We start from the raw sequence: 26,401 nt of genomic DNA on the forward strand, positions 1-26,401 counted from the left end.
CTTTGAGAGGTGTGTCGGCTCGAACTGCAGGCGGCAGTCCTGCTGAGCCAACGCTATGACGTCCTGCGGGCCTCGACACCCCAGCCCAGGCGTTTCGTGACTCTCACCACGTTCCCCGCCCCCTAGGGCGACCCGGGGTCACCCACCAATGAGGACCTGGGACCCACTGCCCACGTACCTTAACGGCACTCCCGGGAAGACCCGGGATGACAGGGCGCCCCCAGCCCGCAACCGCACTCCCCTCGTTCTATCGTTCGTTCTATCGTGAGCCCTGGTAGCACGTCTCCTACCACGCCACTGCCACACCCCTGTCACCGTCCGCCTGTCACCGTCTCACAGCACTGCCCTACAGCCCCGTCACAGTACCGCGTACTGCTTCCCCCAGGACCGTCATGCCTGCCACCCACCTCCTGCCCCGCCTGCCTCGCCCGGGCTCGCCGGGTCCACCCGTCTCCTCACCTGCTGGCAGGCGCGAGCGCGCCGTCTGCCTCCTCCTGTCCCTCCTGGCCTCGCTCGCCACAGGCTGGGCGCTCATCTCCACCGGTCGTGCGCTGGGGGCGCTGCTTGACGGTACTGGCTGGCCCCACCTGGTGGCCCAGGCCCTCACGGCTGCGCTGCTGGCGGGCGGGCTGCGGGCAGGCGCCGAGCACGTGACCCGCTCCAGCGCCACCACCGAGGAGGCCCACCTGCGCCACCTGGTCCTGAGGCACCTGCTGCGCCTGGGTCCGGCTCGCACGGCCGAGGACCGCAGCGGCGCCACCGTGTCCCTGCTGACTGACGGCGCGCAGCGTGTGGCCCGGTACCGGCAGACCTTCCTCGCCCCGGCGGCAGCCTCCCTCCTGGCCCCGCTCCTGGTCCTCACCGAGCTGGCCCTGGCGGTGGACGCGGTCGTCTCCCTGGTCCTGGCTGCCCTGGTGGTCCTGACTCCCGCCGTCGTCGCAGCGGCCCACAGCAGGCTGAGAGCCTCCTCCTCCGGCTCCCGCGACGCCCGGCTGCGTCTTGCCGCCGACTACCTTGACGCGATCCAGGGCCTGACCACCCTGACCCTGTCCCGGGCGGCACAGCGCACCAGCCAGCGGCTGGCCGCCACCGGGGAGACCAACCGGCGCTCCCTCATGCAGCTCCTGGCGGGCAACCAGCTCGTCATCCTGGTCACCGACGGCCTCTTCTCCCTGCTCCTTGTCACCACGGCCACGGCGCTGGCCCTGAGCAGGCTCGCCTCCGGGGCGGTAGGGACCGGAGACGCCCTGGCCGTCGTCCTGACCTCCTACGCGCTCCTGGAGCCGCTGGACCACGTCGGGGCCTTCTTCTACGTCGGGCTGAGCGGCCTGGCCAACCAGCGCTCCCTGCGCGCGATCCTCGCCCGGCCGACGGGCACCTCCAAGGAGCCCACCTCACCCGCAGCCCATGGGCACGAGCCCGGCGCTGAGCACCAGACCGCCAACGGGCGCAGCGGGGACAGCAGACGCGGAGCCGAGATCCTCCTGCAGGACGTGGAGGTGGTCCACGGTACCGAGCCGGTCCTGCACGACGTGAGCCTGGCCGTGAGAGCCGGGGAGCACGTCGCCGTGGTCGGTCCCTCGGGCGCGGGCAAGTCCACCCTGGTGTCGGTGCTGGCCGGGGACCTGCTTCCCAGCGCGGGGACCGTGAGGGTCCACGGGACCTGGCTGGAGGCCTCCAGCCAGCACCGGGTGCGGCAGGCCTCGGCCCTGGTGGCCCAGACGACCTGGCTGCTCACCGGGACGATCGCGGACAACCTGAGGCTGGCCAGGCCTGACGCCACCACCTCCCAGATGTGGCAGGCACTGGAGGAGGTGAGCCTCGCCGAGGAGGTCGCCCGCATGCCCTTGGGCCTGGAGACGCAGGTCGGCGAGGGGGGCCAAGGGCTGTCAGGAGGCCAGGCGCAGCGCGTCTCGCTGGCCCGGGCGGTGCTGGCAGACCGTCCCATCCTCCTCCTTGACGAGCCCACCAGCCACGTGGACCTCGCCAGCGAGGCTTCCATCATGGCGGCTGTCAGGAGAATGGCACCGGGACGGGCGGTCGTGACGGTCTCCCACCGCGAGGGCGCCGTGGCCGGGGTGGACCGGGTCCTCGTCGTCAGCGGAGGCAGGCCCCAGCAGGCACAGGAGGAGACCCAGTGAGTCCGACAGCTCCGACAGGTCCAGCACGTCCACCAAGCACAGCCGGCCCAGCCGACGCTGCCTGGGGCACCGGCAGCCCGCGAGCACCCGGGCAGCGGGTCCTGGTGCGCTGGCTGCTGGAGGTGACCCGCCCCGTCCTGCGGCCACTGCTGGGATCCGTCGCCTGCCGGGTCGTCGGCCTCCTGGCAGGCACGGCCCTGCTGGCCCTGGGCGCCTACGCGGTCGCTGACGCGGCCGTGAGCCTGTCGCGCACCGGTGCCCCTGGAGCACCGGTGCGGGCGGTCGTGGCCGCCATGGCTGCCCTGGCCCTGCTCAAGGCTGCACTGCGCTACGCGGAGCAGTTCCTCGGGCACCTCGTGGCCTTCAAGGCCCTGGAGCTGCTGCGGGCAGAGCTCTTCCGCTCCCTGCTGCCCCGCTCGCCCCGGCTGTCCACAGGCTCGCGCTCCGGCGACCTGCTGGCCCGCGCCACCAAGGACATCGACCGCATTGAGGTCTTTTTCGCCCACACGCTCGCTCCCGCCGCCTCGGCGGTGGTCGTTCCCGCGACCGTGCTGGTCGTCGTCGGCGCGACGACGTCGTGGGTGGCCGCCCTGGCGGTCCTGCCCCTCCTGGCTGCCCAGCTGGTCCTGGTCCCGGCCCTGGGAGCCAGGGCCTCGGTGCGGGCATCGCGGGCGGCCTCCCGGCAGCGGGCCGCGCTCACCCACCATGTCAAGGACACCGTCCAGGCCATGGGCGACATCGTCGGCTACGGCCGTGAGCGGCAGCGCCTGGAACAGCTGGCGGCCCTGGACGCGGACGTCGCCTCCGCCCTGCGGCCCTCCACCACGTGGGCCTCGCTGAGGCGGGGTGCCAGCCAGGTGCTGGGCCTCGCCGCCCCGGTAGTCGTCGTGGCCGTGGGAGCCGGTGGCGTCGGCTCCGGCTCCGTCAGCCTCCCGGCCCTGGCCGCAGCCGCAGCCGCGGTCCTGCGGCTGTCCGGGACGGCGCAGGGGGCTGAGGCGCTCGTCGGCGCGCTGGCTCCCGCTCTTGCCTCCGCCGAGCGGGTCTGGGAGGTGGTCCACGCCCCCGTCGAGCGCCACGACGGTACCCGCGAGCTCAGCAGCGGGATCTCCCACGAGGTCCTGTGGCAGGGGGTGAGCTACACCTACCCCGCTGCTCCTGCTGCCCTGGGCAGCGCCAGCGGCTCTGGCAGCCCGGGCGGCAGTCTCCCGCCCGACCACACAGCAGCCCCCACAGCCAGCGCGGCCCCGGCGCTCAGCGACGTCAGCCTGAGGGCCAGGGCCGGGAGGTGGACCTGCGTGGTCGGAGCCTCCGGCTCCGGCAAGTCGACCCTGGCCATGCTGGTCCTGCGCTGCGAGCCCTCGGGCACAGGGAGCGCGCAGACCGGACGCGTCCTCCTTGACGGCATCGACGTGCGTGACCTGCGCTCAGACTCCCTGTACCGGGAGGTGGCGCTGGTCCCCCAGCACGTCCACCTGTTCCGCGCCTGCGTGGCCGACAACGTGCGCCTGGCCGCTCCCTCAGCCAGCGACGAGGAGGTCCGCGAGGCCTGCCGGGCGGCAGCCGTCCATGAGGAGGTGGAGGCCCTCCCCCACGGCTACGACACTCTTGTGGGCGAGCGTGGCGAGACCCTCTCGGGCGGCCAGCGGCAGAGACTCGCCCTGGCACGGGCGCTCCTGGCCCGCCCGAACCTGCTTGTGCTCGACGAGCTGTCCTCCCACCTGGACCCGCAGGCACAGGCCCGGGTGCGGGCGGGCGTACGCCGCTACCTTCCTGAGGCGACAGTCGTGGAGATCACCCACCAGGTGCGGCAGTCGGTGCAGGCGGACCACGTCGTCGTGCTGGACGCCGGCAGAGTGGTCCAGGAGGGCTCCCCCTCGGTGCTCCTGGAGGAGGACGGACCGCTGCGCACCCTGTCGGCCCGAGGCTAGCTCGAGGTCGCTGACGCTGCGGGCCTCTGGGAACCCGCCAGGAGTCACTCGCTCCCGGCAGCGGCGTCCACCGCCTGGGCGGGGCTGTGTGCCCGGGCGGAGGCCTCCAGCTCCTCGGGGCTGACCACGCCCTCCACGCTGACCTTGTCCAGGTAGGCCATCCCGTCGAAGGACAGCTCCCGGGCGTTGGCCGGGTCGGCCTCGGCCCCGATGCGTCCGTCCGCCAGGCGGTTGACCAGCAGGGCGATCGCGCCGTCGCCGGTGACGTTGGTGGCTGTGCCGAAGGAGTCCAGGGCGATGTAGGTGGCGATCATCAGCGCCACCTGCTCCTCGTTGAAGCCGAGCATGGAGGACAGCAGGCCCGTGGCAGCCATGATGGCGCCCCCGGGAACACCCGGGGCCGCCACCATGGTGATGCCCAGCATGAAGATGAACCCTGCCCACTGGGCGACGGAGACCTCAATGTCCTGGGTCAGGACGATCGCGTAGGCGAAGGCGAAGATCTTGGACGTCGAGCCCGCCAGGTGGATCGTGGCGCACAGCGGGACCGTGAAGGACGCGACGGCGTCTGACACTCCGTTGCGGCGCACCTGGCGCAGTGTCACGGGGATGGTCGCCGCCGAGGAGGCCGTGCCCAGGGCGGTGAGGTAGGCGGGAAGCATGGTGACCAGGGCGCTCAGCGGGTTCTTGCGGCTGACAGCGCCAGCGACGAGGAACTGGGTGCCCAGGATGGCCACCTCGAGGAGGAGCACGACGACGACGACCCGAAGCAGGGTGCTGACGATGTCCCACACCTCCCCGGTGTAGGTGAGGTTGAGGAAGATACCGAAGATGTGCAGGGGCAGCAGCGGCACGATGATCCGCTCGATGAGCCGGGTGATGATCGCGCGGAACTCGATGAAGCCCTTGCGCAGCACGCCTCGGGGCACCATGGACAGGCCGATCCCGATGACGAAGGACAGCAGCAGCGCCGTCATGACCTCCACCGCCGGTGGCATCTCCACGGTGAAGTAGCTGGACAGGGCGCTACCAGGCTCCTCGACCTGGTTCAGCGACCCCCGGCGCAGGACGGAGGGCAGCGCGGCAGCGCAGACCAGGTAGGTGAGGAACCCCGCGAAGAGCGTGGAGCCGTAGGCCAGGGCGGCAGTGATCCCCAGCCACCGGCCCGCGCCACGCCCCAGGTCAGCGATGGCCGGGGTGACCAGGCCGATGATGATGAGGGGGATGGAGAAGCTCAGGAACTGGCTGAACAGGTCGGAGAAGGTGACGAAGACGTTGCCGACCTGGGCGGGGACCAGGTGGTGGCCGCCAACCGTGACAGAGCCCAGCAGCAGCGCCAGGATGATGGCAAGAAGGACCCAGACCAGGATGCCTCCCCTGGTCAGCAGGTTCCTGCTCGCGCGCCCCGGATCTCGGGAGTCGCCGGAGCGGGCGGTACTGGGCTGAGGCATGTGAGGACCTTCCGGTAGGGCAGGGGGACGGTCGGGCCGTCAGTGACGGGGGCAGACTGCCACACTGGAGAGGTTGCGGCACCTCACGCCCACAAGGTGGTCCGCTCACTGCGCCAACCGTCCGGCCTCAGGTAGAGGAAGCCCCACCGTCCCTGACCAGCCTGACCGCGCGGCCCCAGGTGCGGCAGGCATCGCAGGACCTAAGCGGCCGGAAGAGAGGTCACAGGAGTCGGGGCAGATTGACGTACTGGGCCAGGGCGAGCAGCGCCCCGGCCAGGATCGTGCCAAAGGCCACGTCGAAGACACGGCCCCGGGCTGCCAGCCAGCTGCCCTCAGGACGCCGCAGACGCACCAGCGCCAGGACCAGGAGCCCCACAGCCAGCCACAGGACCGCCAGGAGCCGCTGGCCCAGGAGGGTCAGCACGGGTACGGCGGCCAGCCCCAGGGCGACCAGCACCACCCCGACGGTGCTGTAGGGCTCCTTGCGCCCAGCCTGCCTGAGATGCTCCTGCTGTGCCACGGCCGCAGTCTACGGCTGCGCCCCGGCGGAGGCCATGGAGCAGAGCAGAGTCAGTGGGAGAAGTGGCGGGCACCGGTGAGGTACATCGTCACGCCCGCCGCCTGGGCTGCCGCGATGACCTCCTGGTCGCGGATCGAGCCCCCTGGCTGGACGACGGCACGCACCCCGGCGTCCAGGAGCACCTGGAGGCCGTCGGCAAAGGGGAAGAAGGCGTCGGAGGCGGCCACGGCCCCCCGAGCCCGTTCGGGAGCAGCACCAGGAGCACCCTCAGCGCCTGCGCCCGGGGCCTCCCCCTCGTCCTGCCCCAGGGTGTTGGCACGCTCCACGGCGAGCCTGCAGGAGTCGACCCGGTTGACCTGGCCCATACCAACCCCGACAGTGGCACCGTCGCGAGCCAGGAGCACGGCGTTGGAGCGTACGGCCCGTACCGCGCGCCAGGCGAAGAGGAGGTCGTCCATGACGGCCTCGCCAGCCGGCTCGCCCGCCACGAGGGTCCACGACGAGGGGTCGTCACCCGGGGCGTCCAGGAGGTCGCGGTGCTGGACCACGGCACCACCACAGACCTGCCTGATCTCGTAGCCTTCCCGCTGCGGGGCCTCGACGACGAGCAGGCGCAGGTTCTTCTTGGCGGACAGGATCGCCACCGCCTCGTCGGTGAAGGCGGGGGCGGCCACGACCTCGGTGAAGACAGGGCGCACCTGCTGGGCCATCGCCGCCGTGACCGTGGCGTTGGTGGCGATGACCCCTCCGTAGGCGGACACGGGGTCGCAGGCGTGGGCCCGGCGGTGGGCCTGGGCCACGTCGCCGCAGGCCGACACGGCGATCCCACAGGGGTTGGCGTGCTTGACCACGGCCACGCACACCTGCTCGCCGTGGTCCCAGGCGGCGCGCAGGGCCGCGTCAGTGTCGGTGTAGTTGTTGAAGCTCATGGCCTTGCCGTGCAGCTGGCGGGCACCCGCCACCCCGCCGCGCGCCCCCGGCACCCGGTAGACCGCGGCCTGCTGGTGGGGGTTCTCCCCGTAGCGCAGGGGGGACAGGCGCTCGTAGCCCGCCCCGATGTAGGCGGGCAGGGGCGCGCGCGCCTGCGCGTGCCCGCCGTCCCCGGCCACAGCCCCCTCGGGGCCAGCCTCCTCCCACTGGTCCTGCTGGACCTGGGCGGACATCCAGGTGGCGACGGCGGCGTCGTAGGCCGCAGTGTGGGCGAAGGCGGCAGCAGCCAGGCTGCGGCGCTGGGAGCGGGTGAAGCCCCCAGTGGTCAGCGCCTGGGCGACCTCGGCGTAGCGTCCTGGGTCAGTCACCACGGCCACCCCGGGGTGGTTCTTGGCTGCGGCGCGCACCATGGCAGGCCCGCCGATGTCGATCTGCTCGACGCAGGCGTCAAAGGGCTCGCCGCGCTCCACCGTGTCGGTGAAGGGGTAGAGGTTGACCACCACCAGGTCGACGGGGGTGACGTCGAGGTCCTCCAGCTGGGCCAGGTGGTCAGGCCTGCGCCGGTCAGCAAGGATGCCGGCGTGGATCCGGGGGTGGAGGGTCTTGACCCGTCCCTCCAGGCACTCCGGGAAGCCCGTCACCTCCTCCACCGGGGTCACGGGCAGACCCGCCCCGGCGATGGCGGCGGCGGTGGAGCCCGTGGAGACGATCTCGACACCGGCCTCCACCAGGCAGGTCGCCAGGTCGGCGAGGCCGGTCTTGTCGTAGACCGAGACCAGGGCACGGCGCACGGGCAGCAAGTCAGGGTCGCCCGCCCGCACCTGGCTGGCGTCGGGGCCAGTCAATCTGGTCAGGCTCGGGGCGGTGGTGGCAGAAGTGGTGGGGACCTGGGTACTCACGGGGCGCTCCTGGGGCAGGGGGCTGGCGGGACGCCCAGGCGGACGACGTCCCCTCCACGGCGGACCAGGCCGCTCCCCGGTGGTGGCCCACCCTCGCCAGTCGCGGCCACCGCTCACTGTACCTGCTCACCGGCTGCCCGGTACCCGGTCCCGGCACGGTGTCCTGCTCCTAGCGCTCCTAGCGCCTCAAGGGGCGGGAGTGCGGGGATTCCGTCGTCGGCCCGGACGGGGTCTCGCTGGCTCAGGCGGAGGCTCATCCGGCCCGAGCGGCCCCGGCGGGGAGCTCGTCGGTCCGGACGGTTTCATCCGGCCTGAGTGGTTTGCGAGTCTGGGGTACGCCAGCCGAGCGCCGGGGCCTCGCACAACGTACCCCGGGCTCGCAAACCGGGGAGGGCAGGGCTGCACGGGCGTCGTCGTAGGCACGCGGTGCGGCGAGGCTTCCAGGACGGTACGCCCTGCCTGCGCGTGGCCGCCTGCGGCACCTGCGTTGTCTCCGTGGTTCGGGTTCGAGGGCTTCGGGCAGGGGCGGTGGTGGTTCACTGACCCCTTCCAGTGGGCGCCGGTGGTGGGTGCCTGGCTGGAGGGGACCCCTGTGCCGTTCCCGGAGCAGCGGTGGTGGTCCCTGTCCCGCACCGCGATGGGGGACATGGAGCTGTGGGGGGAGGTCTCCGGCCCCGCCCTGGACGTCACCCCCGCCCTGGGAACCGTCTACCCCGACGCGGTCAGTGCCTCCAGGATGTCGGACCCGGTGATGCGTGAGCGCATGGGCGCCACCACCCTGGTCTCCCCCGAGGAGGACATCCTGGACGACGACACCGGGGTGCTGGTGGCCGACTGGGCCATCGAGAACCTGGGTGTGCCGGGGGCGGGGCAGGTCTACGGGCTGACCCCGGCCTACTGCCTCACGGGCCGGGTCAGCCTGGACCAGGTGGGCATCGAGGACGCGGTCGCGCACCTGGTCTTCCTGGCCCAGGCCCAGGAGCACGTCCTGGAGCAGGACTTCTCCGCCGCCGCCGCACAGGTCGCCGCCACCATCGCCACAGAAGGCGCCCAGGACAACGGGCCTGGCAGCGCCGGTGGCCCCCACGGCCCGGGGGCGGGGTCGTGATGCCCAGGCGCTGGTGGGGTCGGCTCCGCAGGTGTGGGAGCCCCACCGCCACGCCTGCTGGTCCCGCAGGCGGTGGTGTGCCCGGTGGTGGGCCGGCCCCCGGCCAGGGCGGCGGCGATGGCGCTGCCCTGGTGGCCTCTGACATGTTCACCCCCGGCAGGGCGGGTGGCCAGGGGGTGCTGGTGTGGGAGGGGTCGGTGGCTGCCCCTGACAGCCCGCTGGCCTGGCACTCCTCCTCCCCGGTGGAGGTGTTCTTCCACACCGGCCACCACGACTCCACCCGGGAGCTGGCCGGTGAGCTCACCCGCCAGCTCGACCGCCAGCTCTCCGCCCTGTCCCTGCTCAGCGCGCAGCGCCTGCTGGAGGGCATCCGCGCCTACAGGGCACAGGGACGCCAGCCCACCTCCAAGACCACCAGGAAAAGGCGCAAGGAGTTCATGAAGGAGGTCGTGCGTAACCTGACTCGTGTGCACCAGCTCTCCGACGAGGAGGCTGTGGCCAGGGCGGCTGAGGTCGACCGGGCGCTGGTGGTGCTCCACGAGCCCGACCAGCTCCTGGCGGGGCCAGGCGGCCCCGCCACCACCGGGCCGCAGCCCGGCTGCCCCTCCCTGGGCCACGGGCAGGTCAACTCCTCCGTCGGCGGCCAGAACAAGCCTGTGGTGGCGGTCCTGGAGCAGGCCGCCCTCCAGGTCCCCCCGCAGCAGCGTTCCCGGGTGCGCCTGCTGGTGGGCGCGGTGCTGACAGACTCCCCCGACCTGGCCCAGGACCTGCGCCACGGCCAGGTGGTGCTGGAACCCAGAACCCCAGGCCCAGGTGAGTGCCACCAGCCCCCGGGGGCCACCGTGGACACCCAGCCACGTCGCCGCCACCCTCGCCACCGGACACACCCCCTGGCACCCACCACCCGCGCAGGTGCCCGCGCCCTCGGCCACGACCCAGCCCGGGGCCGGGCAGCCCCACCAGCCGGACCAGCCCGGCCCCGCCACCACCCCGCCAGGCCCCACACGGACGGCCGCCACCACAGCGGGGCCGCCCCAGGCGGGCGCCACCCCGGCCGGACCGGGCCAGCCGGGCCACAAGATCACCCGCGAGGAGGTCCTGGCCGACATCGAGGCCCGTATCGCTCAGAGGACCCAGCAGCCCGCCCAGGCCCGCACCCCACGCCAGGCCCCCACCAGAAAACACCGACACAACCGAGGCCTAGGCCGCTAAGACCAGTCCCACCCGCCCACAACGACTGGCCACCCTGGCAGTGCGGCGGTGAGCGGAGGCGGGTGGGGCGCCCACTCAGCAGACACCCCACCCTCTGCCGTCACTGGCCCTAGACGTCCTGGGCAACCTCCGGGTCAGCCCCGGCGCCTGCTCCCTGGGCACCTTCTCCCCGCACCATCTCACGCGCCAGGCGCCCTACATGCGCCACCAGCTGGGGGGTCTCGGCCGCCTTGATCCGCTGGGTGAGGGTCTCCTCGGTGTCCCCGGGCAGGACCTCCACCTCCACCTGGGCAATGTGCTCACCGGTGTCCACCCCCTCATCCACCCAGAACAGGGTGGCACCGGAACGGTCAGCACCGGCGGCAAGCGTGTCGCGGACGGCGTGAGCGCCGGGGAAGTCCGGCAGCAGCGAGGGGTGGGTGTTGACGACACGACCAGGAAAACGCTCCAGGAAGCCAGGACCCAACAGGCGCATGAAGCCCGCACACACCACCAGGTCCGGCTCCCAGGCGGCCACAGCACGCGCCAGGGCCTGGTCCCAGTGGGGCCGGTCGGGGAAGCCCCCGGGCGCCACCACCTGAGCAGGCACGCCCGCCCGGGCGGCGTGGTCGCACCCGGCACAGGCGCGGTCAGCGAGCACCGCCACTACCTGGGCGCCGTAGGAGGGCTCCTCGCAGGCCTCCAGCAGCGCCAGGAGGTTGGAGCCTGCTCCCGACACCAGGACCACCAGCCGGGCACGCCGTAGCACAGGACCGGTCCTGTCACAGACTGTGCCTGGTGCTGCCGCCTCAGACTCTGCCGCCGCGGGCGTCGCCGACGGTGCCATCCTGGTTCCCACCGCAGCAGTGTATCCGCCAGGCAACCGCCTGCGCCCGCTCCCACCCAGGCACGGCCCCTGCTCGCCCCGGCGGAACTGATGGGGCGGTGCAGTACCTGTACACGCGCTCGGTCCCCGCCTCACCCCTGCCTACTCCGGGGAGCCGGAGCCGCTGCCCGGCTCCCCGGGCTCCCCCACGGTTGTCTCCGTCTGGGGAGTCCGTTCCTCCTCCCGCCCGTGCTCACGGGACGGTGCGGACGGATGGGCAGCGTGCCGGTACCGTCCGGAGCCCACGGCCGACCCCAGACGCGCCTCCACCCGGTGGCGCGCGTCGCTGGCCGCCTGGGTGGTCCCCGACACCGCCTCGGTAGCCCAGGTCCGGGTGTAGGGGTGTGTCAGCACCGCAGTAGCCCCCAGGCCCACGGAGACCTCCAGAAAGACCAGCAGGACGGTGTAGCCCGTCTGCGGACCGACGTCGACCATGCGACCGGGCCCCACCGAGCCGGAGGCGGCCAGGCACGCCACCCCCGTGGTCAGGGCGAGAACCGTCCCGGCCAGCAGGGAGGCCGCTACCGCGTACCTGACCCGCAGGGCGCTGAGGACGTGCCGCCGTCTCCAGGCGACCACCATGGCCGCCGCCGTGACTACCAGTGGCAGGTAGAGCCCCACCCTCCCCACCGGTGCCGTGGGCAGCAGCCCCAGCAGGGGCAGCGATGGGACAGGACCGGCGGCGACCCGTTCCGGGGAGAACATGCTGCCTGTCCCCACGGAGAAGCCGGAGCCCACCAGCCAGGAGCAGGCCCACACACCCGCCGTCGGCAGCCAGCCTGCCTGCAGGACGAGCAGCCCGACGGTGGACACGATCCCGCCGCCAGCCAGCGTGTCGTGCAGGCGTGAGGCCCGCCCGGCACCGGAGACCAGCGCCACCACCAGGACCGTGGCAGTGAGGACAGCCAGGGCAACCGCCGCGCCCCGTGCCAGGGACAGGCCCGGGGAGACCCAGTGGGGGCGGCGGTCCCACCAGGCGGACAGCCTCTGAGACCCCCGACCACGCCGCTGCAGCTGGACCGCCACCACCACGGCAGTTAGAGCAGTCAGTCCCAGGACGGCGGGCCAGGTGCGCGAGCCCGGTGGTCCCGCCAGGCTGGCCAGCCCGGCCACGACCGCCGCCGACACGACGGTCCACGCACCGGAGACGGGACCGCGCAGGTCGGCCCGGCGCACGCAGCTCCACGTCCAGGCGGCCTGTGCCAAGGTCAGGCCCGTCAGGGGCAGGCTGAGGAGGCCGGTGTCCGCCCGGGGCGAGCCCAGCGACCCTCCAAAGCCCAGGCTCCACAGGGCCGTACCGGTGCGCAGGGCGTCACCGGTTGTCAGCGCGGCGGTGGCGTCCAGGCTGGAGGTCGCCAGGAACACCAGGACGCTGAGGAGGACGACCAGGACCCAGCCCAGCGCCGCGGACTCGACCCCGGCCCGCAGCGCCCAGCCCCAGTCATCAGGACGCAGGCGCCGGGGGCTCACCCCTGCTCGCCCAGCATCTGGCGGTAGAGGTCCCTGGCGACCTGGGCGGTCTGGCTGGGTGTCTCACCCACCCGCACGCCCACGGCCTCCAGCGCGGTCTTCTTGGCCTGTGCCGTCCCCGAGGAGCCGGAGACGATAGCGCCGGCGTGCCCCATGGTCCGCCCCTCGGGGGCGGTGAAGCCAGCGACGTAGGCGACCACCGGGGTGGTCATGGACCGGCTGATGTAGTCAGCGGCACGCTCCTCCGCGTCCCCGCCGATCTCCCCGATCATGACGACCAGCCTGGTGTCCGGGTCCGCCTCGAAGGCCTCCAGGGCGTCAATGTGGGTGGTGCCGACCACCGGGTCCCCGCCGATACCGATGCACGTGGTGAAGCCCAGGTCCCGCAGCTCGTGCATGAGCTGGTAGGTCAGGGTGCCCGACTTGGAGACCAGGCCCACGGGGCCGGGGCCGGTGATGTCGGGCGGGGTGATACCGACGTTGGAGCGGCCGGGGGAGATGATGCCTGGGCAGTTGGGGCCGATGACCTGCACGCCCCTGGAGCGGGCGTAGGCGCACATCCAGGTGGCGTCGGCCACGGGGATCCCCTCGGTGATGACGACCACCAGACGCACCCCGGCGTCCACGGCCTCGGTCACGGCGTCCCTGGCGGCGGCGGGGGGCACGAACACGACGCTGACCTCCGCGCCGGTGGAGGCCCGGGCCTCGGCGACACTGCCCAGGACGGGCACCTCGACTGTCCCGGCGCGCACCCGCCCCGCCCCGGGGCCGACGGGGGCCACGTCGAAGGCGACGGCGGTGCCCGCCTTGCGTGGGTTGACCCCGGCGACCACCCTGGTGCCCGCGCTGATCATGCGGGCCGTGTGCCGACGGCCCTCGGAGCCGGTCATGCCCTGGACGACGACGCGGTCGGCCTCAGTCAGGAAGATGCTCATCGCTTGGCCTCCTCGGCTCGGGTCCTCCCGGCAGGTGCGGCCGCAGCCTGCCTGGCACTCTGCTCGGCGACAGCGGTGACGAGGTCAGCGGCCCCGTCCATGGTCTGCGCCACCGTGACGCCGTCGATGGCGGCCTCCTCCAGGATCTGGTGCGCCAGCGGCGCGTTGTTGCCGTCCAGGCGCACCACCACCGGCTTGGGCAGCCCGCCCAGGGTCTCCACGGCCGACACGATACCCTCCGCCACCGTGTCGCAAGAGGTGATGCCCCCGAAGACGTTGACGAGGATGGCACGCACCTGGGGGTCAGAGGCGACCACCTCCAGGCCGGCCGCCATGGCCTGGGCGGAGGAGCCGCCGCCCAGGTCCAGGAAGTTCGCCGGCCGCATGCCTCCGTGCCTCGCCCCGGCTGCGGCGACGACGTCGAGGGTGGCCATGACCAGCCCGGCCCCGTTGCCCAGCACGCCGACCTCTCCGTCCAGGCGCACGTAGCTGAGGCCCGCCTGCCTGGCCCTGTCCTCCAGGGGGTCGCGCGCACTGACGTCGACGAGGTCTGCGTGACCGGGGTGGCGGAAGCGGGCGTTGTCGTCCAGGGTGACCTTGCCGTCCACGGCGAGGACCTCCCCCTGGGAGGTCAGCACCAGGGGGTTGACCTCGACCAGGGTGGCGTCCTCGGCGGTGAGGACCTCCCACAGGCGGGTGACGGCCAGGGCCACCTGGGCGGCGACTCCCTCGGGGAAGGGTCCGGCGGCTTCCACGATCTGGTCGGCCACCTGCGGGGTCAGCCCCTCCAGGGGGTCAACCGGCACCTGCGCCAGGGCCTGGGGGCGCTCCCTGGCCAGGGTCTCGATCTCCATGCCGCCCTCGTGCGAGCACATGGCCAGGTACTGGCGGCGGGCCCGGTCCAGGAGGATGGCGACGTAGTACTCCTCCGCGATGTCAACACCCTGGGAGACCAGGACGGTCCTGACCACGTGCCCCTTGATGTCCATGCCCAGGATCGCCTCGGCGTGGGAGCGGGCCTCGGCCGGGCTGCGGGCGAGCCTGACGCCCCCGGCCTTGCCCCGCCCACCGGTCTTGACCTGGGCCTTGACCACGACGAGGCCACCGCCCTCCCCCAGGAGCTCGCGGGCCGCAGCCTCGGCCTGGTCCGCCGTGGTGGCGACGACCCCGCCGGGAACTGGGACGCCGTGGGAGCCGAACAGGTCTCTGGCTTGGTACTCGTACAGGTCCATGCAGCTGGTCCTTCGCTCGTCCGTCAACAGGGCCTGGCCCCTCACGGTACGACGCTATCCCCCGGTCCCGCTCACCGGGGGGAGGCGCGGCGGGTAACGGGGGCGGCGGGTAACTGGGTCGGGACCGAGGCAGTAGACAGTATCGGTGTGGTCACGTAGCATCACGGTATGGATATGTCCCGGAGAGAGACAGGCTTGTATCCCGGCGCCCTGACAGGCGGGGCTGGTGACCGGCCGCCCTCCAAGCCGGTGGTCCCGCCAGTGGTCTATCTGCCCTCAACCGGGGGCAGCAGCACCTACGGGGCGGAGATCGAGCTGCGCCAGACCAGGGACGGGCGGCTGGCTCTGCTGGCCTACACGGCCCTGGACCGCCTGGCCCGCTGCATGGGGCCGCACCAGCCCTGGGTCCTCTACCCCACCGAGCGGCTGGGTGACCTGGACGCGACTCAGCCCTATGACGTCATCTACCTGGACATGGAGGTGCCTCGCGAGCTGTGGCGCCAGCCCGCAGGTCAGCGAGCCTACCGGGAGGCGGCCTGGTGAGCGAGGAGTTCCGGTTCGAGTACGACACCGCGACAGAGATCGCCGCACGCTTGCGCACCGCACAGGATGACTTGGAATCCGAGGCCCCGACCATGCCGGAGTCGGTGGACGGCGGGTACGGGGCCGACTTCATCATGAGCATGATTGCCCAGCTGGGGGAGGACGCGGGCAGCCTGGCCCAGGCCGCCGAGCTGGGCGCCACCAATATGGGGAAGGCGGTCGACCTCGTCTCCGGCTACGACGATGAGGTCGCCCAGACGTTGCAGAGCATGGCGGAGGACATGTCATGACTGACGCGGCCAGCACAGGGACCGGGACCATCGACACCGAGATCCCCGGGAGCACCGGGTCCGTCAACGATGCCGCTGACTGGCTCTACGACCTCAAGGAGGACCTCCACGACGCCCGCACGTTCTCCACCAACTGCGCCACGATGGCGGGGGCCGACTTCTCCGGGGAGACGGCCGAGGCCGTGGTGGCCTTCTCCAACAAGCTCAAGAACGCCTGCGACGACGCCTACAACCGGGCCAAGAAGGCGGCTGACGTCGTGCGGGCCTTCGCCGACCAGCTGGGCTGGTGCCAGGCTGACATGGCCGGGCACCGTGAGACGGCCAGCAACGGCGGGCTGACGGTGGACGGGTACCTGGTCAGGGCGCCCGCATCCGTGGAGCCACCGGGCGACCTGCCCAAGGGGGCCACCAAGGAGGACAAGGAGAAGTGGCTGGCCGCCGACGAGGCCTACGACGACTACCAGGACAAGCTGGCGCTGTACGAGGAGGTGCGCGAGGACGTCGAGCGCACCCGCACCAGCCTGGAGGACTGGATCGAGGAGAACCTGGTCCTCGCCGAGGCCGAGGCCCTGTACAACATGGCTGTGGATGAGGTCCGGAGCATGCTCACCGACATGGCGGCCGACAGCACGGCCACGGTTGTCGACAACACCTACCAGGCCCGGGCCGACGTCCTGAGGGAGACTGCCTACCAGCGTGCCGTGGCCAAGGGCCCGGGCGCGGCCAGGAGCCTGCACTCCACCAGCGGCAGGCGGCCCCCGTCCCAGGCCGAGGTCAACCGGGTCATCGAGGACTCCCGCCTGCTGAGCAGGTGGACCTCCAGGGCACAGGCCCTGGAGCAGACCGGCAGACGCGTCGCCCGCTCCATCACCGTCATCACCACCCTGGGTTCCATCGGCACAGAGCTCGCCCGGGGCGAGTCACCTTCCACAGTCCTCCTCACCGCAGCCGCAGGGGCTGGCGTGGCGGCCGTGGCCGCTCCCGTGGTCGCCGGGATGGTCGCCGGCACAGTCCTCGCGGGCAGCACCGTGGTGTCAGCACTGGCTGTCGCAGCGGGCACTGCCGCTGTCGCTGGCGTCGTGGCTGCCGGTGTCGGCTACGTCTACGAGAGCCACGTGCCCCTCCACGTCCGCGAGAGGATCGACAAGGGCCTGGAGGAGACAGGCAGCATGGTCACCGATGCCGCCAAGGACACCTGGGACTCAGTCACCGACACCGCCAGCGACGCCGCCGACTGGGTCACCGACCGCTGGAGGACCACCTTCGGATGACACCCCACCCCAGCCCGCGACCCCGCACCGGCGGCACCAGCAGGTGGTGGCTGCCGACCATGGTGGCCCACGACCACGCCGACGAGGCGAGGACGCGAGTCCTGTGGGCCCTGCCCACGACACTCATCGCCCTTCCCTTTGGCTGGGTGGTGCTGCTGGGAGGTGCCCTGCCCCTGGCCGTCCTGCTCGCCATCTCCGGGATCTCCACGGTCTTCTTCGCGGCCGGCGCAGTCCTGCGTCTGCTCCAGGTGCGCCGTGCCCACCGCCGCTGGCGCCACGACTCCGGCGCGGTCGTCCTTGTCCCCACCACAGGCCCCCCTGTCTGGGACATCCTGTACCTGCTAGGCATGCTGGGTGGGTGCCTGGTCTCGGTCGTCCTGATCGTGCTGGCCGGGACCGCCTCCCCCTACCCCGCGACCCGCTACACCCTCAGCCTCGCCCTGCCCTTCGCCGGCCTGTGCCTCGTCGGCCTGGTGACCTTCCCCTACTTCCGCCCCGGCAGGCCGGCTGTCTGCCTCACTCCTGAGGGCGTGTGGCTGTGGCCCCGTACCCGCCGCCAGGCCTGGGTGCCCTGGCAGGACCAGCCAGAGCTGGCCGGGGTGACCAGGGGTGACGCCGTGATCACCACCACCGCCGGTACGACCCGCTTCGCCATGGGCTACCTGTCTCTGGGCTACAACCAGCTCCACCGCGTGCTGCTCCTCTACACCACCCACCCCGAGCTGCGCCACGAGCTGGCCCACCCCCAGGGCCTGGACCGCGTACGCACCCTCATGCACACCCCCGTCCACCAGGTAGAGGAAACACTCACCACATAAACCACGACCACCACCCCCTCGACCACACACCGCAACAACCAGGAACCACCGACCGGAAAACACCCAGCACTTCACCGACCGCTGGAGGACCACCTTCGGATGACACCCCACCCCAGCCCGCGACCCCGCACCGGCGGCACCAGCAGGTGGTGGCTGCCGACCATGGTGGCCCACGACCACGCCGACGAGGCGAGGACGCGAGTCCTGTGGGCAGCCGCCCTGCCCACGACACTCATCGCCCTTCCCTTTGGCTGGGTGGTGCTGCTGGGAGGTGCCCTGCCCCTGGCCGTCCTGCTCGCCATCTCCGGGATCTCCACGGTCTTCTTCGCGGCCGGCGCAGTCCTGCGTCTGCTCCAGGTGCGCCGTGCCCACCGCCGCTGGCGCCACGACTCCGGCGCGGTCGTCCTTGTCCCCACCACAGGCCCCCCTGTCTGGGACATCCTGCACCTACTCTGTGTACTGGGTGGGTGCCTGGTCTCGGTCGTCCTGATCGTGCTGGCCGGGACCGCCTCCCCCTACCCCGCGACCCGCTACACCCTCAGCCTCGCCCTGCTGCTGGCCGGCCTGTGCCTCGTCGGCCTGGTGACCTTCCCCTACTTCCGCCCCGGCAGGCCGGCTGTCTGCCTCACTCCTGAGGGCGTGTGGCTGTGGCCCCGTACCCGCCGCCAGGCCTGGGTGCCCTGGCAGGACCAGCCAGAGCTGGCCGGGGTGACCAGGGGTGACGCCGTGATCACCACCACCGCCGGTACGACCCGCTTCGCCATGGGCTACCTGTCCCTGGGCTACAACCAGCTCCACCGCGTGCTGCTCCTCTACACCACCCACCCCGAGCTGCGCCACGAGCTGGCCCACCCCCAGGGCCTGGACCGCGTACGCACCCTCATGCACACCCCCGTCCACCAGGTAGAGGAACGGCTGGCGGGCAGGGCAGACGGCTCGCCCGGGTAGCACGCCACCGGTACGCAGCCACCGCCACGACAGCAACAGCGGCAGGGCACGACGAGCGCGCCAGCCGGGTCAGCCCGCAAGCAGCCTCGGTGGGGACCAGTCCCCAGCGGCAGCCGCCACTGATGACTCAGGCCACCGGCTGGGGCAGAATAGGCACTGGCTCTACACCAGCGACGCACCAGCCACGCACACGACCCACTCGCAGAAGGACCCTGTCCACCATGCCCGTCACACCTGCCACTCCCGCTCCTCCCAGCAGCCCCTCCCCCACCCCGGCCCCCGTTGAGCCAGGGGAGCCCTCCGGCCCCCCCGCACGCACCAGCCAGGAGCCGCTGCGCATCGGGGTGCTCACCTCCGGGGGAGACGCCCAGGGCATGAACGCAGCGGTACGCGCCGTGGTACGCACCACCATCCGCCTGGGAGCCCAGCCCTACGCCGTCATGGAGGGCTGGGCAGGTGCCGTGGCCGGGGGCGAGGGCATCAGGCCCCTGGAGTGGGACTCAGTAGGCTCGGTGCTCCAGCGCGGCGGCACCGTGATCGGCACCGCCCGCTCCACGGAGTTCCGCGAGTGGGAGGGCCAGCGTGAGGCTGCGCGCCACCTGCTGGAGCACGGCATCGACCGCCTGGTGGTCATCGGCGGGGACGGCTCCCTGACCGGCACCGACGAGTTCCGCACCAACTGGCCCAGCCTCGTGGCAGACCTGGTGGAGCGCGGGGAGATCACCCCCGAGACGGCGCAGGCCCACCCGGTGCTCATGGTGACCGGGATCGTGGGCTCTATCGACAACGACCTGGTGGGCGCGGACATGACCATCGGCGCCGACTCCGCCCTGCACCGCATCCTGGAGGCCATCGACGACATCTCCTCCACGGCCGCCTCCCACCAGCGCACCTTCATCGTGGAGGTCATGGGCCGTCACTGCGGCTACCTGGCCCTCATGGCCGCCGTGGCCGGGGGCTGTGACTACGTGCTGGTGCCAGAGCTCCCCCCGGGGGAGGACTGGGAGGCCGACATGTGCGCCAAGCTCCAGGCGGGGCGCGACGCCGGGCGCCGCGAGTCCATGGTCATCGTGGCCGAGGGGGCCACGGACCGCTCGGGCCAGCGCATCACGGCCGACGACGTCAAGCAGGTCCTGGCCGACCGCCTGGGCGAGGACGCCCGGGTGACAATCCTGGGCCACGTCCAGCGCGGTGGTCGCCCCAGCGCCTACGACCGGTGGATGTCCACCCTCCTGGGGTGCGCCGCCGCCCGCGAGCTGGTGACCATGGAGCCCGGTGCCGAGCCGGTCATCATCGCCGAGCGCCACAATCGTATCCGCCGCCTGCCCATGATGGAGCAGGTCAAGGCCACCCGGGCGGTCAAGGACCTGGTGCGCGCCCAGGACTACGAGGCGGCCGTGGAGGCGCGGGGGTCGAGCTTCGCCTCCATGCTGAAGGTGTTCGAGACCATGTCCACCCCGCCGCAGGAGACGTCAGGCGGAGCCCACGCTGGGACGGCTGGGGAGGTTGGCGCGTCGGCGCAGGTGACCCTCCCCCACCCCGGCGGGCCATCAGGACGGTGGGGCACGCCAACCACCCACCGGCAGGACCGGGACACACGCCCCAGCCGGGTGGCGATCATCCACGCGGGCGGGCTGGCGCCGGGTATGAACACGGCGGCCCGGGCGGCCGTGCGCCTGGGGCTGGACCACAGCTTCACCATGCTGGGGATCTTCGGTGGGTTCCCGGGGCTCCTGGACGGCAACGTGCGCGAGCTCACCTGGGCCGATGTGGAGGGGTGGGTCGGTGACGGCGGCGCCCAGCTGGGGACGCGTCGCGAGGTGCCCACCGTGGAGCAGCTCTACGCCCTGGGCCGGGCCATCGAGTCGCACGAGATCGACGCCCTCCTGGTGATCGGGGGCTTCAACGCCTACCTGGCCGCGCATCGGCTGGTCACCGAGCGGACCCGCTACCCCGCCTTCCAGATCCCGATCGTGTGCGTGCCCGCCTCCATCGACAACAACCTGCCCGGCTCCGAGCTGAGCATCGGCACGGACACGGCGCTGAACAACGCGGTGGCGGCCCTGGACGCCGTCAAGCTCTCCGCGGCCGCCTCCCGCCGCTGCTTCGTGGCCGAGGTCATGGGCCGCAGGTGCGGCTACCTGGCGCTCATGTCCGGCCTGGCGGCCGGGGCCGAGCAGGTCTACCTGCACGAGGACGGCCTGACCCTCAGCCAGCTGGCACAGGACTCGGCGCGGATGGTGGACTCCTTCCGCTCCGGACGCAACCTCTACCTGGTCGTGCGCAACGAGCGGGCCAGCGCCAACTACACCACCGGCGTGCTGGCCCGGATCTTCACCGAGGAGGGGCAGGGCCTCTACGACGTGCGCGAGGCCGTCATCGGCCACCTCCAGCAGGGCGGCAACCCGACGCCCTTTGACCGCATCATGGCCACCAAGCTGGTGGCCGCCGCCCTTGAGCTGCTGGCCACCGAGCTGGAGGGCGGCACCGCAGGCGCCTTCTACATCGGCCTCATGGGGGGCAGGGTGGACCACCGGCCGCTGGAGCGCATGAACGACGAGCTCGACCGGGACAACCGTCGCCCGCTCCACCAGTGGTGGACGGGCCTGCGCCCGGCGATCGAGCTGGTCAGCACCCATGAGGGACTGCTGCGCCCGGAGCAGGTGCCCGACTTCGGCCAGGCTGCGGACCAGGCGGCCCAGGGGTAGACACGGCAGCCTTGGAAGGGCACGGGCGTTGCACAGCGGCTTACGCACACACAGTGGTGGGCGCGGTCTGCTGGTGTCCCCGCCAGCAGACCGCCCCTGGTGCCGCTACAGGCCCAGCATCCGCTCCAGGACGGACACCACCGCACCGGGGCGCGAGGGCACGCGGGCCGTCTGCCTCCTCGCCCTGACCCCCTCCAGGCCGTCCCCGACGGTGATACCGACGTCTGCCGCACGGATCATCGCCACGTCGTTGACGTCGTTGCCTGCCGCCACCCACGTGGAGACAGCCTGTGGCGGCAAAACGGCCGTGTGAGCGGTGGTTGCAGGCTCTCCCGCGACGTCTGTGCCCTCGTTGATGGCCGTAGAGCTCGTGGCGGCCAGCGCCTCGCCACCGGGCAGCAGCCTCATGCAGATGCTCTTGTCCACCCCCGCCGCACAGACGTCGACCACGCCGTCCTCGTGCGGGTAGGCAGTGACACCGTCAAGACGAGGACCCAACAGGGCCTGGAGGACGCCTGCGCCCTCTGCGGCGCCAGCCCCCAACCGGGCACGGCACCCTCCGAATCAGCCAGCCCCCGGCTGACGACCGTCACCTTGAGCACGTCGTCGACCGGCACCTGGGCCGGGTCGGCGCACCACCGGCCGTCCAGGTAGTCCCGCATGTGCTCCAGCCCCGAGCCCAGCCCCTTCTCGCGACCCGGTGGCGTAAGCACTGTGAAGGAGTGCCCCTGGTCCACGTAGAGGGGTACGCCTGCGCGGAAGGCGGCGTCCACGACGGCACGCACCTGCTCCCTCCTCATGGGATGGCGAGTCTCCGCCTCCCCCAGACGCACGAGCGCACCGTTGAGGCAGGCCGTGCCGTACAGGCAGGCTACAGCGTCTCCCAGCACCTCGGCCACGCCCCTGGGCGCCCGTGACGTCGCCACGATGACGGAGACGTCCCCACGGCGCGAGACACGCCTGAGAAAGGAGGGTAACTGGGGGTCTGCGACCCCGTCGAAGACGACGGTGCCGTCCAGGTCCGTCACCAGGGCCACCGGACTGGTCAGCACCAGCCGCTCGCTCTCGCGATATCGGGGATGACCCGGCGCTGAAAGGTGGACTCGCCGCCGGGCAAACAGGTCATGGGTAGCCACTCCAGCGCCTCGATCTCAGAGTGGGGCTGCGGGTCACCGGTGATATCGCATATGTAGACGACAATGGTGATCGGCCTGCCCTGGTCGAAGACAGAGACGTCCTCGTAGGTGCCGAAGTAGGTGGCCGACGCCAGCGAGGCGCCTAGCTCCTCGGAGAGCTCGCGACGAAGGCAGTCAATATGCGACTCGCCCGCTTCCGGCTTGCCGCCGGGCGATATGAGTTCGGTCGTGCCTCGCTTACGGACAAGCAGCACACGGTCGTCACGGACGATGGCCGCGGCACACTTGACAAGAGGCTGTCCCTCCTCCGCGTCAGACCGCACCGGCTCTCTCCTTCCTCGAATGGCAGCGCAGGGCGTATTCGGGCAACCAACGCCCGCACCACAGTGACAGTGCCAGGGAGGGCAGTGCCAGGGAGGGCAGTGCCAGGGACGGCCCCAGGAACCAGAGGCTACGGACCAGAGGTACCTAGAGCATGGCTGACGACCTCTGTGCGCGACTGGCACTCCAGCAAGGTGAGCAGCTCGGAGACGTAGATGCGGACAGTGCCCTCACTGAGCCCGGTGCGGCGGGCGATCTCCCGGTTGGTCAGCCCGTCCAGGATCCCCTGGTAGACCGGGACCAGACGAGAAGGTATCCCGGTAGCGGTGCTGCTGACGTCGCCACCCCCGGACCCCGCATCACCAGACCCGTGACCGCCTGTATCACTGCCACCCGTGTCGCTGCTACCACCTGCCTCACCGTCGCTGCCATCCTCCCTGTCCCGTGGGTGCTGGACAAGTGCCTCAAGGAGGTCGCCAGGCCAGTCAGACAGCACCACCTGGCCCTCCGCCGCCCGCAGGAGCTGGTCACCCAGGCGAGGGGACCAGCCCTCGTTCTTGTCCACGAAGGCCACGACACCCGCCTCGACCGCACCCTGCAAGACCCCCTCGCCCCTGTATGCGGTCATGACAGCCACGCGTCCACCATGGTCCGAGTACCGCAACCTCTTCAGCAGCGCGGAGGCACCCAGGTCGGTACTGTCCCAGTCTAAAATGACCAGGTCCACAGCCCGCTCCGCCAGGAAGCCCAGCGCCCGGCTCCCGTCGTCGGTGCAACCCACCACGTCAAAGCGCGGACCCCCACCCAGGCCTGCCTCCAGGGCGCGGCGTGTGACGGAGGCGGCACCGACGACAAGGACCCGCAGGGGGCTGGCTGCCTCTTCTCCGGTCATCGTGACTCCCTCCTACATCTCCCCCGGAGCGCTGCCAGCGTAACAGCCGCGCCCAGAACGGCCGTGATCTCTGGCTAGCGCAGGCCTTAACAGTCATCAGCGCCTTCCAGGCCACCTGCACCACGCTCAGCGGCAACCGATGGTGCGCCTCGGCTCGACCACGCAGGAGAGACCGGGCAGTAACACCAGGTAGCAGGTGTTGCGCCAGGTCCGCGACTCTCCTGCCACGGAAGCGATAAGCGCGCAGCCTGGCACGTGGTGGTTAGGTAGTGGTAGCGGGGCCTTCTCACCAGCAGGTAGGCTAACTGCGCCTTTCCCGGCACCTTCTCCCGGAACGACCATGTCCTGATGGCCGAGGAAGAAGGGGTCAGGGAGGAGGTGAGGGCCGTGCCCAGGAACCCGAGAGGTCGGCACGTCAAGGTCCGTCAGGGCCGGATAACGGCCCGGAAGGTGAGCGAACTGTTGAACGCTGTCGCTCACCTGGTCCGGGCCGTTGGTGTCCTGATGGATGCCCTCGGCCGGTGGTTCATCTGAACTGCCAGCCTCGGGGAGCCGCCCGCTTGCCTCCGGGCGGCTCCCCACCAGTATGCGCCACAGGTCAAGGACCGTCAACGCTGGAAGCCCTTACGCCAGAACCGTACTGGCCCGTCAGCCTCAGTCGCGACCTCGGAGCACAAGGTTGTCCCAGAGCTCTTCACCTTGCTTTCCCTGGGTGCCCGGACTGTCTCTGCGTCCTTGTACAGGGGCTGCTGCAGTCCCAGACGATAACCAGGAGCCGGTACCCCGGGCTCCCGGTGGACGGGCACCTCGGCGGCTCACCCCCGGTGCCGCAGCAGCACCGAGTCCCAGCCGCCCAGGCAGGACGGCACCCCCACATGACCAGAGGAGGGTCGTACCGCCGGGTCCGAGGCGTGCAGCAGCAGCGGCGCCCCCGACCACGCCCCTGCGTCCAGGCCCTCGGCACCCAGCGCCTCCCACAGGCCACCCGGCCCCTCCAGCACCAGCTCCTCGCGCGAGCACTGGGCGATGAGCAGGAGCTGCTCACGCCCCGCCCGGGTCTCCAGCTCGCGCAGCACCACCCAGGCGGTGGGATGGTCGGCGGCCAGCAGGCGGAAGGTCCCCAGGGCCAGGGCCTCGTCGTCGTGGCGCAGGGCGATGAGCGCCCGGTAGTGCTCGAAGACCGACCCCGCCACCCCCACCTGGGCGGCGGCGTTGACCTCCCGGTACCCCGGCGTCACCGGCATCCACGGGTGCCCCGTGGTGAACCCGGCGTGCTCGGCGTCGGACCACTGCACCGGGGTGCGGGCGTTGTCCCGCGAGCTGACACGCATCGCCGACAGCAGCGCGGCCGGGTCCTCCCCCTGGCCGACCCGCTCGTGGAAGTAGTTGACCGACTCCAGGTCCCGGTAGTCCTCGATCCGCTCCAGCACCGTGTTGACCATCCCCAGCTCCTCGCCCTGGTAGACGTAGGGCGTGCCCCGGTGCGCGTGAAGGATGCTGGCCAGGGTCTTGGCGGACAGCTCGCGCCAGGCCGGGTCGTCGTCACCGAACCGGGAGACAGCGCGCGGCTGGTCGTGGTTGTCCCAGTACAGGGAGTTCCAGCCGGTCTCTGCCAGGTCACCGGCTGCGAGGGCAGCGCCCGCTGCCGCCCCGGCACCGCCACCTTCTGCCACGGCCTGCGGAGCCAGCCCCTCCTGCCAGGAGGCCAGGTTGCGCTTGAGAGCCACCAGGTCCACCGGCACCGGGTCGAACTTGCCGCCCGGCCCCTCGGCCAGGGTCATGTGCTCGAACTGGAAGACCATGTCCAGCTCACCGCGCTGCGGTCCGGTGTAGAGCCGCGCCTGGTCGCAGGTCACCCCAGGCATCTCCCCCACCGTGATGACGTGACCCGACCGGGGAGCGAAGACCTCCCGGCTCATCTCCGCCAGGAACTCGTGGATACGGGGGCCGTTGGCCGCAGCAGCCAGCCCCGACCCGTACAGGTCCCCCTCGCCCCGGGGCGCGTCGGCCAGCGGGTAGGTCTTGGAGACCAGGTTGATGACGTCCATGCGGAAGCCGTCCACTCCCCGGTCCAGCCACCAGGTCATCATGTCGTAGACGGCTCGGCGGACCTGCGGGTTCTCCCAGTTGAGGTCAGGCTGCTTCGGGGAGAACAGGTGGAGGTAGAACTCACCGCTGACCTCGTCCCAGGACCATGCCGGGCCGGAGAAGGCCGAGCCCCAGTTGGTGGGCTCGGTACCGGGCTGCCCCGGCTCCAGCCCCTCCACCTGGCGGGCAGGCCGCCAGATGTACCAGTCACGCCGGGCCGAGGCGGGTGAGGAGCGGCTGTCGCGGAACCACTCGTGCTCGTCGCTGGTGTGGTTGACGACCAGGTCCATGACCAGGCGCATGCCGCGCTGGTGGAGTCCCGAGATGAGGGCGTCCAGGTCCTCCAGGGTCCCGAACAGGGGGTCGACGTCGCGGTAGTCGGAGATGTCGTAGCCGTTGTCGTCCTGCGGGGAGCGGTAGACGGGGCTGAGCCAGACCACGTCCACCCCCAGGGCGTCCAGGTAGTCCAGGCGGGAGGTGATGCCCGGGATGTCGCCGTACCCGTCGCCGTTGGTGTCCTGGAAGGAGCGCGGGTAGACCTGGTAGACGACGGCTCGGCGCCACCAGTCCTCCTCGGTGCCGACGTGCCGGGCGGAGACGACCAGGGGCGGGGTGGAGACGCTCATAGGGATCCTTCTACGACAGTGGAGACGGCAGGGCTGGGGGCGCTGGGGCCAGCCCGACGGACAGCCGAT

22 protein-coding genes and 1 riboswitch are annotated in these 26,401 nt (G+C 71.6%); of the genes, 10 read left to right on the plus strand and 12 right to left on the minus strand.

Annotation, left to right across the window (positions count from 1 at the left end):
• The first annotated feature begins 392 nt into the window (after positions 1–392).
• Positions 393–2,141: an ATP-binding cassette domain-containing protein gene (locus CWS50_RS08415; RefSeq protein WP_127842433.1), complete on the plus strand. Its 1,749-nt coding sequence runs from the start codon at positions 393–395 to the stop codon at positions 2,139–2,141.
• Positions 2,138–4,069, plus strand: a complete 1,932-nt coding sequence (locus CWS50_RS08420) for an ATP-binding cassette domain-containing protein (RefSeq protein ID WP_341472716.1) — start codon at positions 2,138–2,140, stop codon at positions 4,067–4,069. The genes CWS50_RS08415 and CWS50_RS08420 overlap by 4 nt, the downstream gene beginning before the upstream one ends.
• Positions 4,070–4,113: 44 nt before the next feature.
• Here CWS50_RS08420 and CWS50_RS08425 read toward each other — a convergent pair whose 3' ends face one another.
• The 3 genes from CWS50_RS08425 to purH form a co-directional block, all read right to left on the minus strand.
• On the minus strand, positions 4,114–5,520 hold the full coding sequence (locus CWS50_RS08425) for a dicarboxylate/amino acid:cation symporter (protein WP_127842434.1): 1,407 nt from the start codon (positions 5,518–5,520) through the stop codon (positions 4,114–4,116).
• Between the two features lie 220 nt (positions 5,521–5,740).
• The gene (locus tag CWS50_RS08430) at positions 5,741–6,040 is read right to left on the minus strand and encodes a DUF3017 domain-containing protein (RefSeq protein ID WP_127842435.1); all 300 of its coding nucleotides are present in this window, start codon (positions 6,038–6,040) and stop codon (positions 5,741–5,743) included.
• A 50-nt stretch (positions 6,041–6,090) separates the two neighbouring features.
• Positions 6,091–7,815, minus strand: coding sequence for a bifunctional phosphoribosylaminoimidazolecarboxamide formyltransferase/IMP cyclohydrolase (gene purH, locus CWS50_RS08435; RefSeq protein WP_423243493.1), 1,725 nt, complete (start codon positions 7,813–7,815; stop codon positions 6,091–6,093).
• Positions 7,816–7,894: 79 nt separating this feature from the next.
• Positions 7,895–7,983, minus strand: a riboswitch (ZMP/ZTP riboswitch).
• A gap of 373 nt (positions 7,984–8,356) precedes the next feature.
• Between purH and CWS50_RS08440 the strand changes: the two genes are divergently transcribed.
• Both CWS50_RS08440 and CWS50_RS08445 read left to right on the plus strand, forming a co-directional pair.
• Positions 8,357–8,977, plus strand: coding sequence for a GAD-like domain-containing protein (locus tag CWS50_RS08440; RefSeq protein WP_127842436.1), 621 nt, complete (start codon positions 8,357–8,359; stop codon positions 8,975–8,977).
• Positions 8,978–9,054: 77 nt separating this feature from the next.
• Positions 9,055–10,302, plus strand: a complete 1,248-nt coding sequence (locus tag CWS50_RS08445; RefSeq protein ID WP_127842437.1) for a polymorphic toxin type 15 domain-containing protein — start codon at positions 9,055–9,057, stop codon at positions 10,300–10,302.
• On the opposite strand, the gene purN is transcribed toward CWS50_RS08445, so the two are convergent.
• The 4 genes from purN to sucC all read right to left on the minus strand — a co-directional run bounded on the left by purN (position 10,299) and on the right by sucC (position 14,691).
• Positions 10,299–11,027, minus strand: a complete 729-nt coding sequence (gene purN / locus CWS50_RS08450) for a phosphoribosylglycinamide formyltransferase (protein ID WP_243118253.1) — start codon at positions 11,025–11,027, stop codon at positions 10,299–10,301. The two genes, CWS50_RS08445 and purN, sit on opposite strands and share 4 nt — an antisense overlap.
• A gap of 129 nt (positions 11,028–11,156) precedes the next feature.
• Positions 11,157–12,524, minus strand: coding sequence for a cell division protein PerM (locus tag CWS50_RS08455; protein ID WP_127842438.1), 1,368 nt, complete (start codon positions 12,522–12,524; stop codon positions 11,157–11,159).
• Positions 12,521–13,459: a succinate--CoA ligase subunit alpha gene (gene sucD, locus CWS50_RS08460; RefSeq protein ID WP_127842439.1), complete on the minus strand. Its 939-nt coding sequence runs from the start codon at positions 13,457–13,459 to the stop codon at positions 12,521–12,523. Before sucD ends, CWS50_RS08455 begins: the two co-directional genes overlap by 4 nt.
• Complete coding sequence (gene sucC, locus CWS50_RS08465) at positions 13,456–14,691, minus strand: ADP-forming succinate--CoA ligase subunit beta (RefSeq protein ID WP_127842440.1); 1,236 nt, start codon at positions 14,689–14,691, stop codon at positions 13,456–13,458. Before sucC ends, sucD begins: the two co-directional genes overlap by 4 nt.
• 168 nt (positions 14,692–14,859) lie before the next feature.
• Here sucC and CWS50_RS13520 point away from each other — a divergent pair, with 168 nt between their 5' ends.
• The 6 genes from CWS50_RS13520 to CWS50_RS08495 all read left to right on the plus strand — a co-directional run bounded on the left by CWS50_RS13520 (position 14,860) and on the right by CWS50_RS08495 (position 21,269).
• On the plus strand, positions 14,860–15,234 hold the full coding sequence (locus CWS50_RS13520; protein ID WP_243118254.1) for an SAV_915 family protein: 375 nt from the start codon (positions 14,860–14,862) through the stop codon (positions 15,232–15,234).
• On the plus strand, positions 15,231–15,524 hold the full coding sequence (locus CWS50_RS08475; protein WP_127842441.1) for a hypothetical protein: 294 nt from the start codon (positions 15,231–15,233) through the stop codon (positions 15,522–15,524). Before CWS50_RS13520 ends, CWS50_RS08475 begins: the two co-directional genes overlap by 4 nt.
• Complete coding sequence (locus tag CWS50_RS08480) at positions 15,521–16,795, plus strand: hypothetical protein (protein ID WP_127842442.1); 1,275 nt, start codon at positions 15,521–15,523, stop codon at positions 16,793–16,795. The genes CWS50_RS08475 and CWS50_RS08480 overlap by 4 nt, the downstream gene beginning before the upstream one ends.
• A complete protein-coding gene (locus tag CWS50_RS08485) occupies positions 16,792–17,613 on the plus strand; it encodes a hypothetical protein (RefSeq protein ID WP_127842443.1) in 822 nt (273 codons plus the stop codon). Before CWS50_RS08480 ends, CWS50_RS08485 begins: the two co-directional genes overlap by 4 nt.
• A 99-nt stretch (positions 17,614–17,712) precedes the next feature.
• Complete coding sequence (locus CWS50_RS08490) at positions 17,713–18,561, plus strand: hypothetical protein (protein ID WP_127842444.1); 849 nt, start codon at positions 17,713–17,715, stop codon at positions 18,559–18,561.
• Positions 18,562–18,935: 374 nt separating this feature from the next.
• A complete protein-coding gene (locus CWS50_RS08495) occupies positions 18,936–21,269 on the plus strand; it encodes a 6-phosphofructokinase (RefSeq protein ID WP_243118547.1) in 2,334 nt (777 codons plus the stop codon).
• A gap of 105 nt (positions 21,270–21,374) precedes the next feature.
• Here the strand turns inward: CWS50_RS08495 and CWS50_RS13525 are convergent, their stop codons facing one another.
• The 5 genes from CWS50_RS13525 to CWS50_RS08520 form a co-directional block, all read right to left on the minus strand.
• Positions 21,375–21,677: a hypothetical protein gene (locus CWS50_RS13525; protein WP_243118255.1), complete on the minus strand. Its 303-nt coding sequence runs from the start codon at positions 21,675–21,677 to the stop codon at positions 21,375–21,377.
• Entirely contained in the window at positions 21,674–22,321 is a 648-nt protein-coding gene (locus CWS50_RS08500) for an HAD family hydrolase (protein ID WP_243118256.1), read from the minus strand. Before CWS50_RS08500 ends, CWS50_RS13525 begins: the two co-directional genes overlap by 4 nt.
• Positions 22,315–22,728: an NUDIX hydrolase gene (locus tag CWS50_RS08505; RefSeq protein WP_127842446.1), complete on the minus strand. Its 414-nt coding sequence runs from the start codon at positions 22,726–22,728 to the stop codon at positions 22,315–22,317. Before CWS50_RS08505 ends, CWS50_RS08500 begins: the two co-directional genes overlap by 7 nt.
• 128 nt (positions 22,729–22,856) lie before the next feature.
• A complete protein-coding gene (locus tag CWS50_RS08510) occupies positions 22,857–23,618 on the minus strand; it encodes a LuxR C-terminal-related transcriptional regulator (protein ID WP_127842447.1) in 762 nt (253 codons plus the stop codon).
• Positions 23,619–24,433: 815 nt separating this feature from the next.
• Positions 24,434–26,332, minus strand: coding sequence for an alpha-glucosidase (locus tag CWS50_RS08520; RefSeq protein ID WP_127842449.1), 1,899 nt, complete (start codon positions 26,330–26,332; stop codon positions 24,434–24,436).
• Positions 26,333–26,401 lie beyond the last annotated feature (69 nt).

It is taken from the genome of Actinomyces wuliandei, from assembly GCF_004010955.1.
In the GTDB taxonomy this organism is placed as follows: Bacteria; Actinomycetota; Actinomycetes; order Actinomycetales; family Actinomycetaceae; genus Actinomyces; species Actinomyces wuliandei.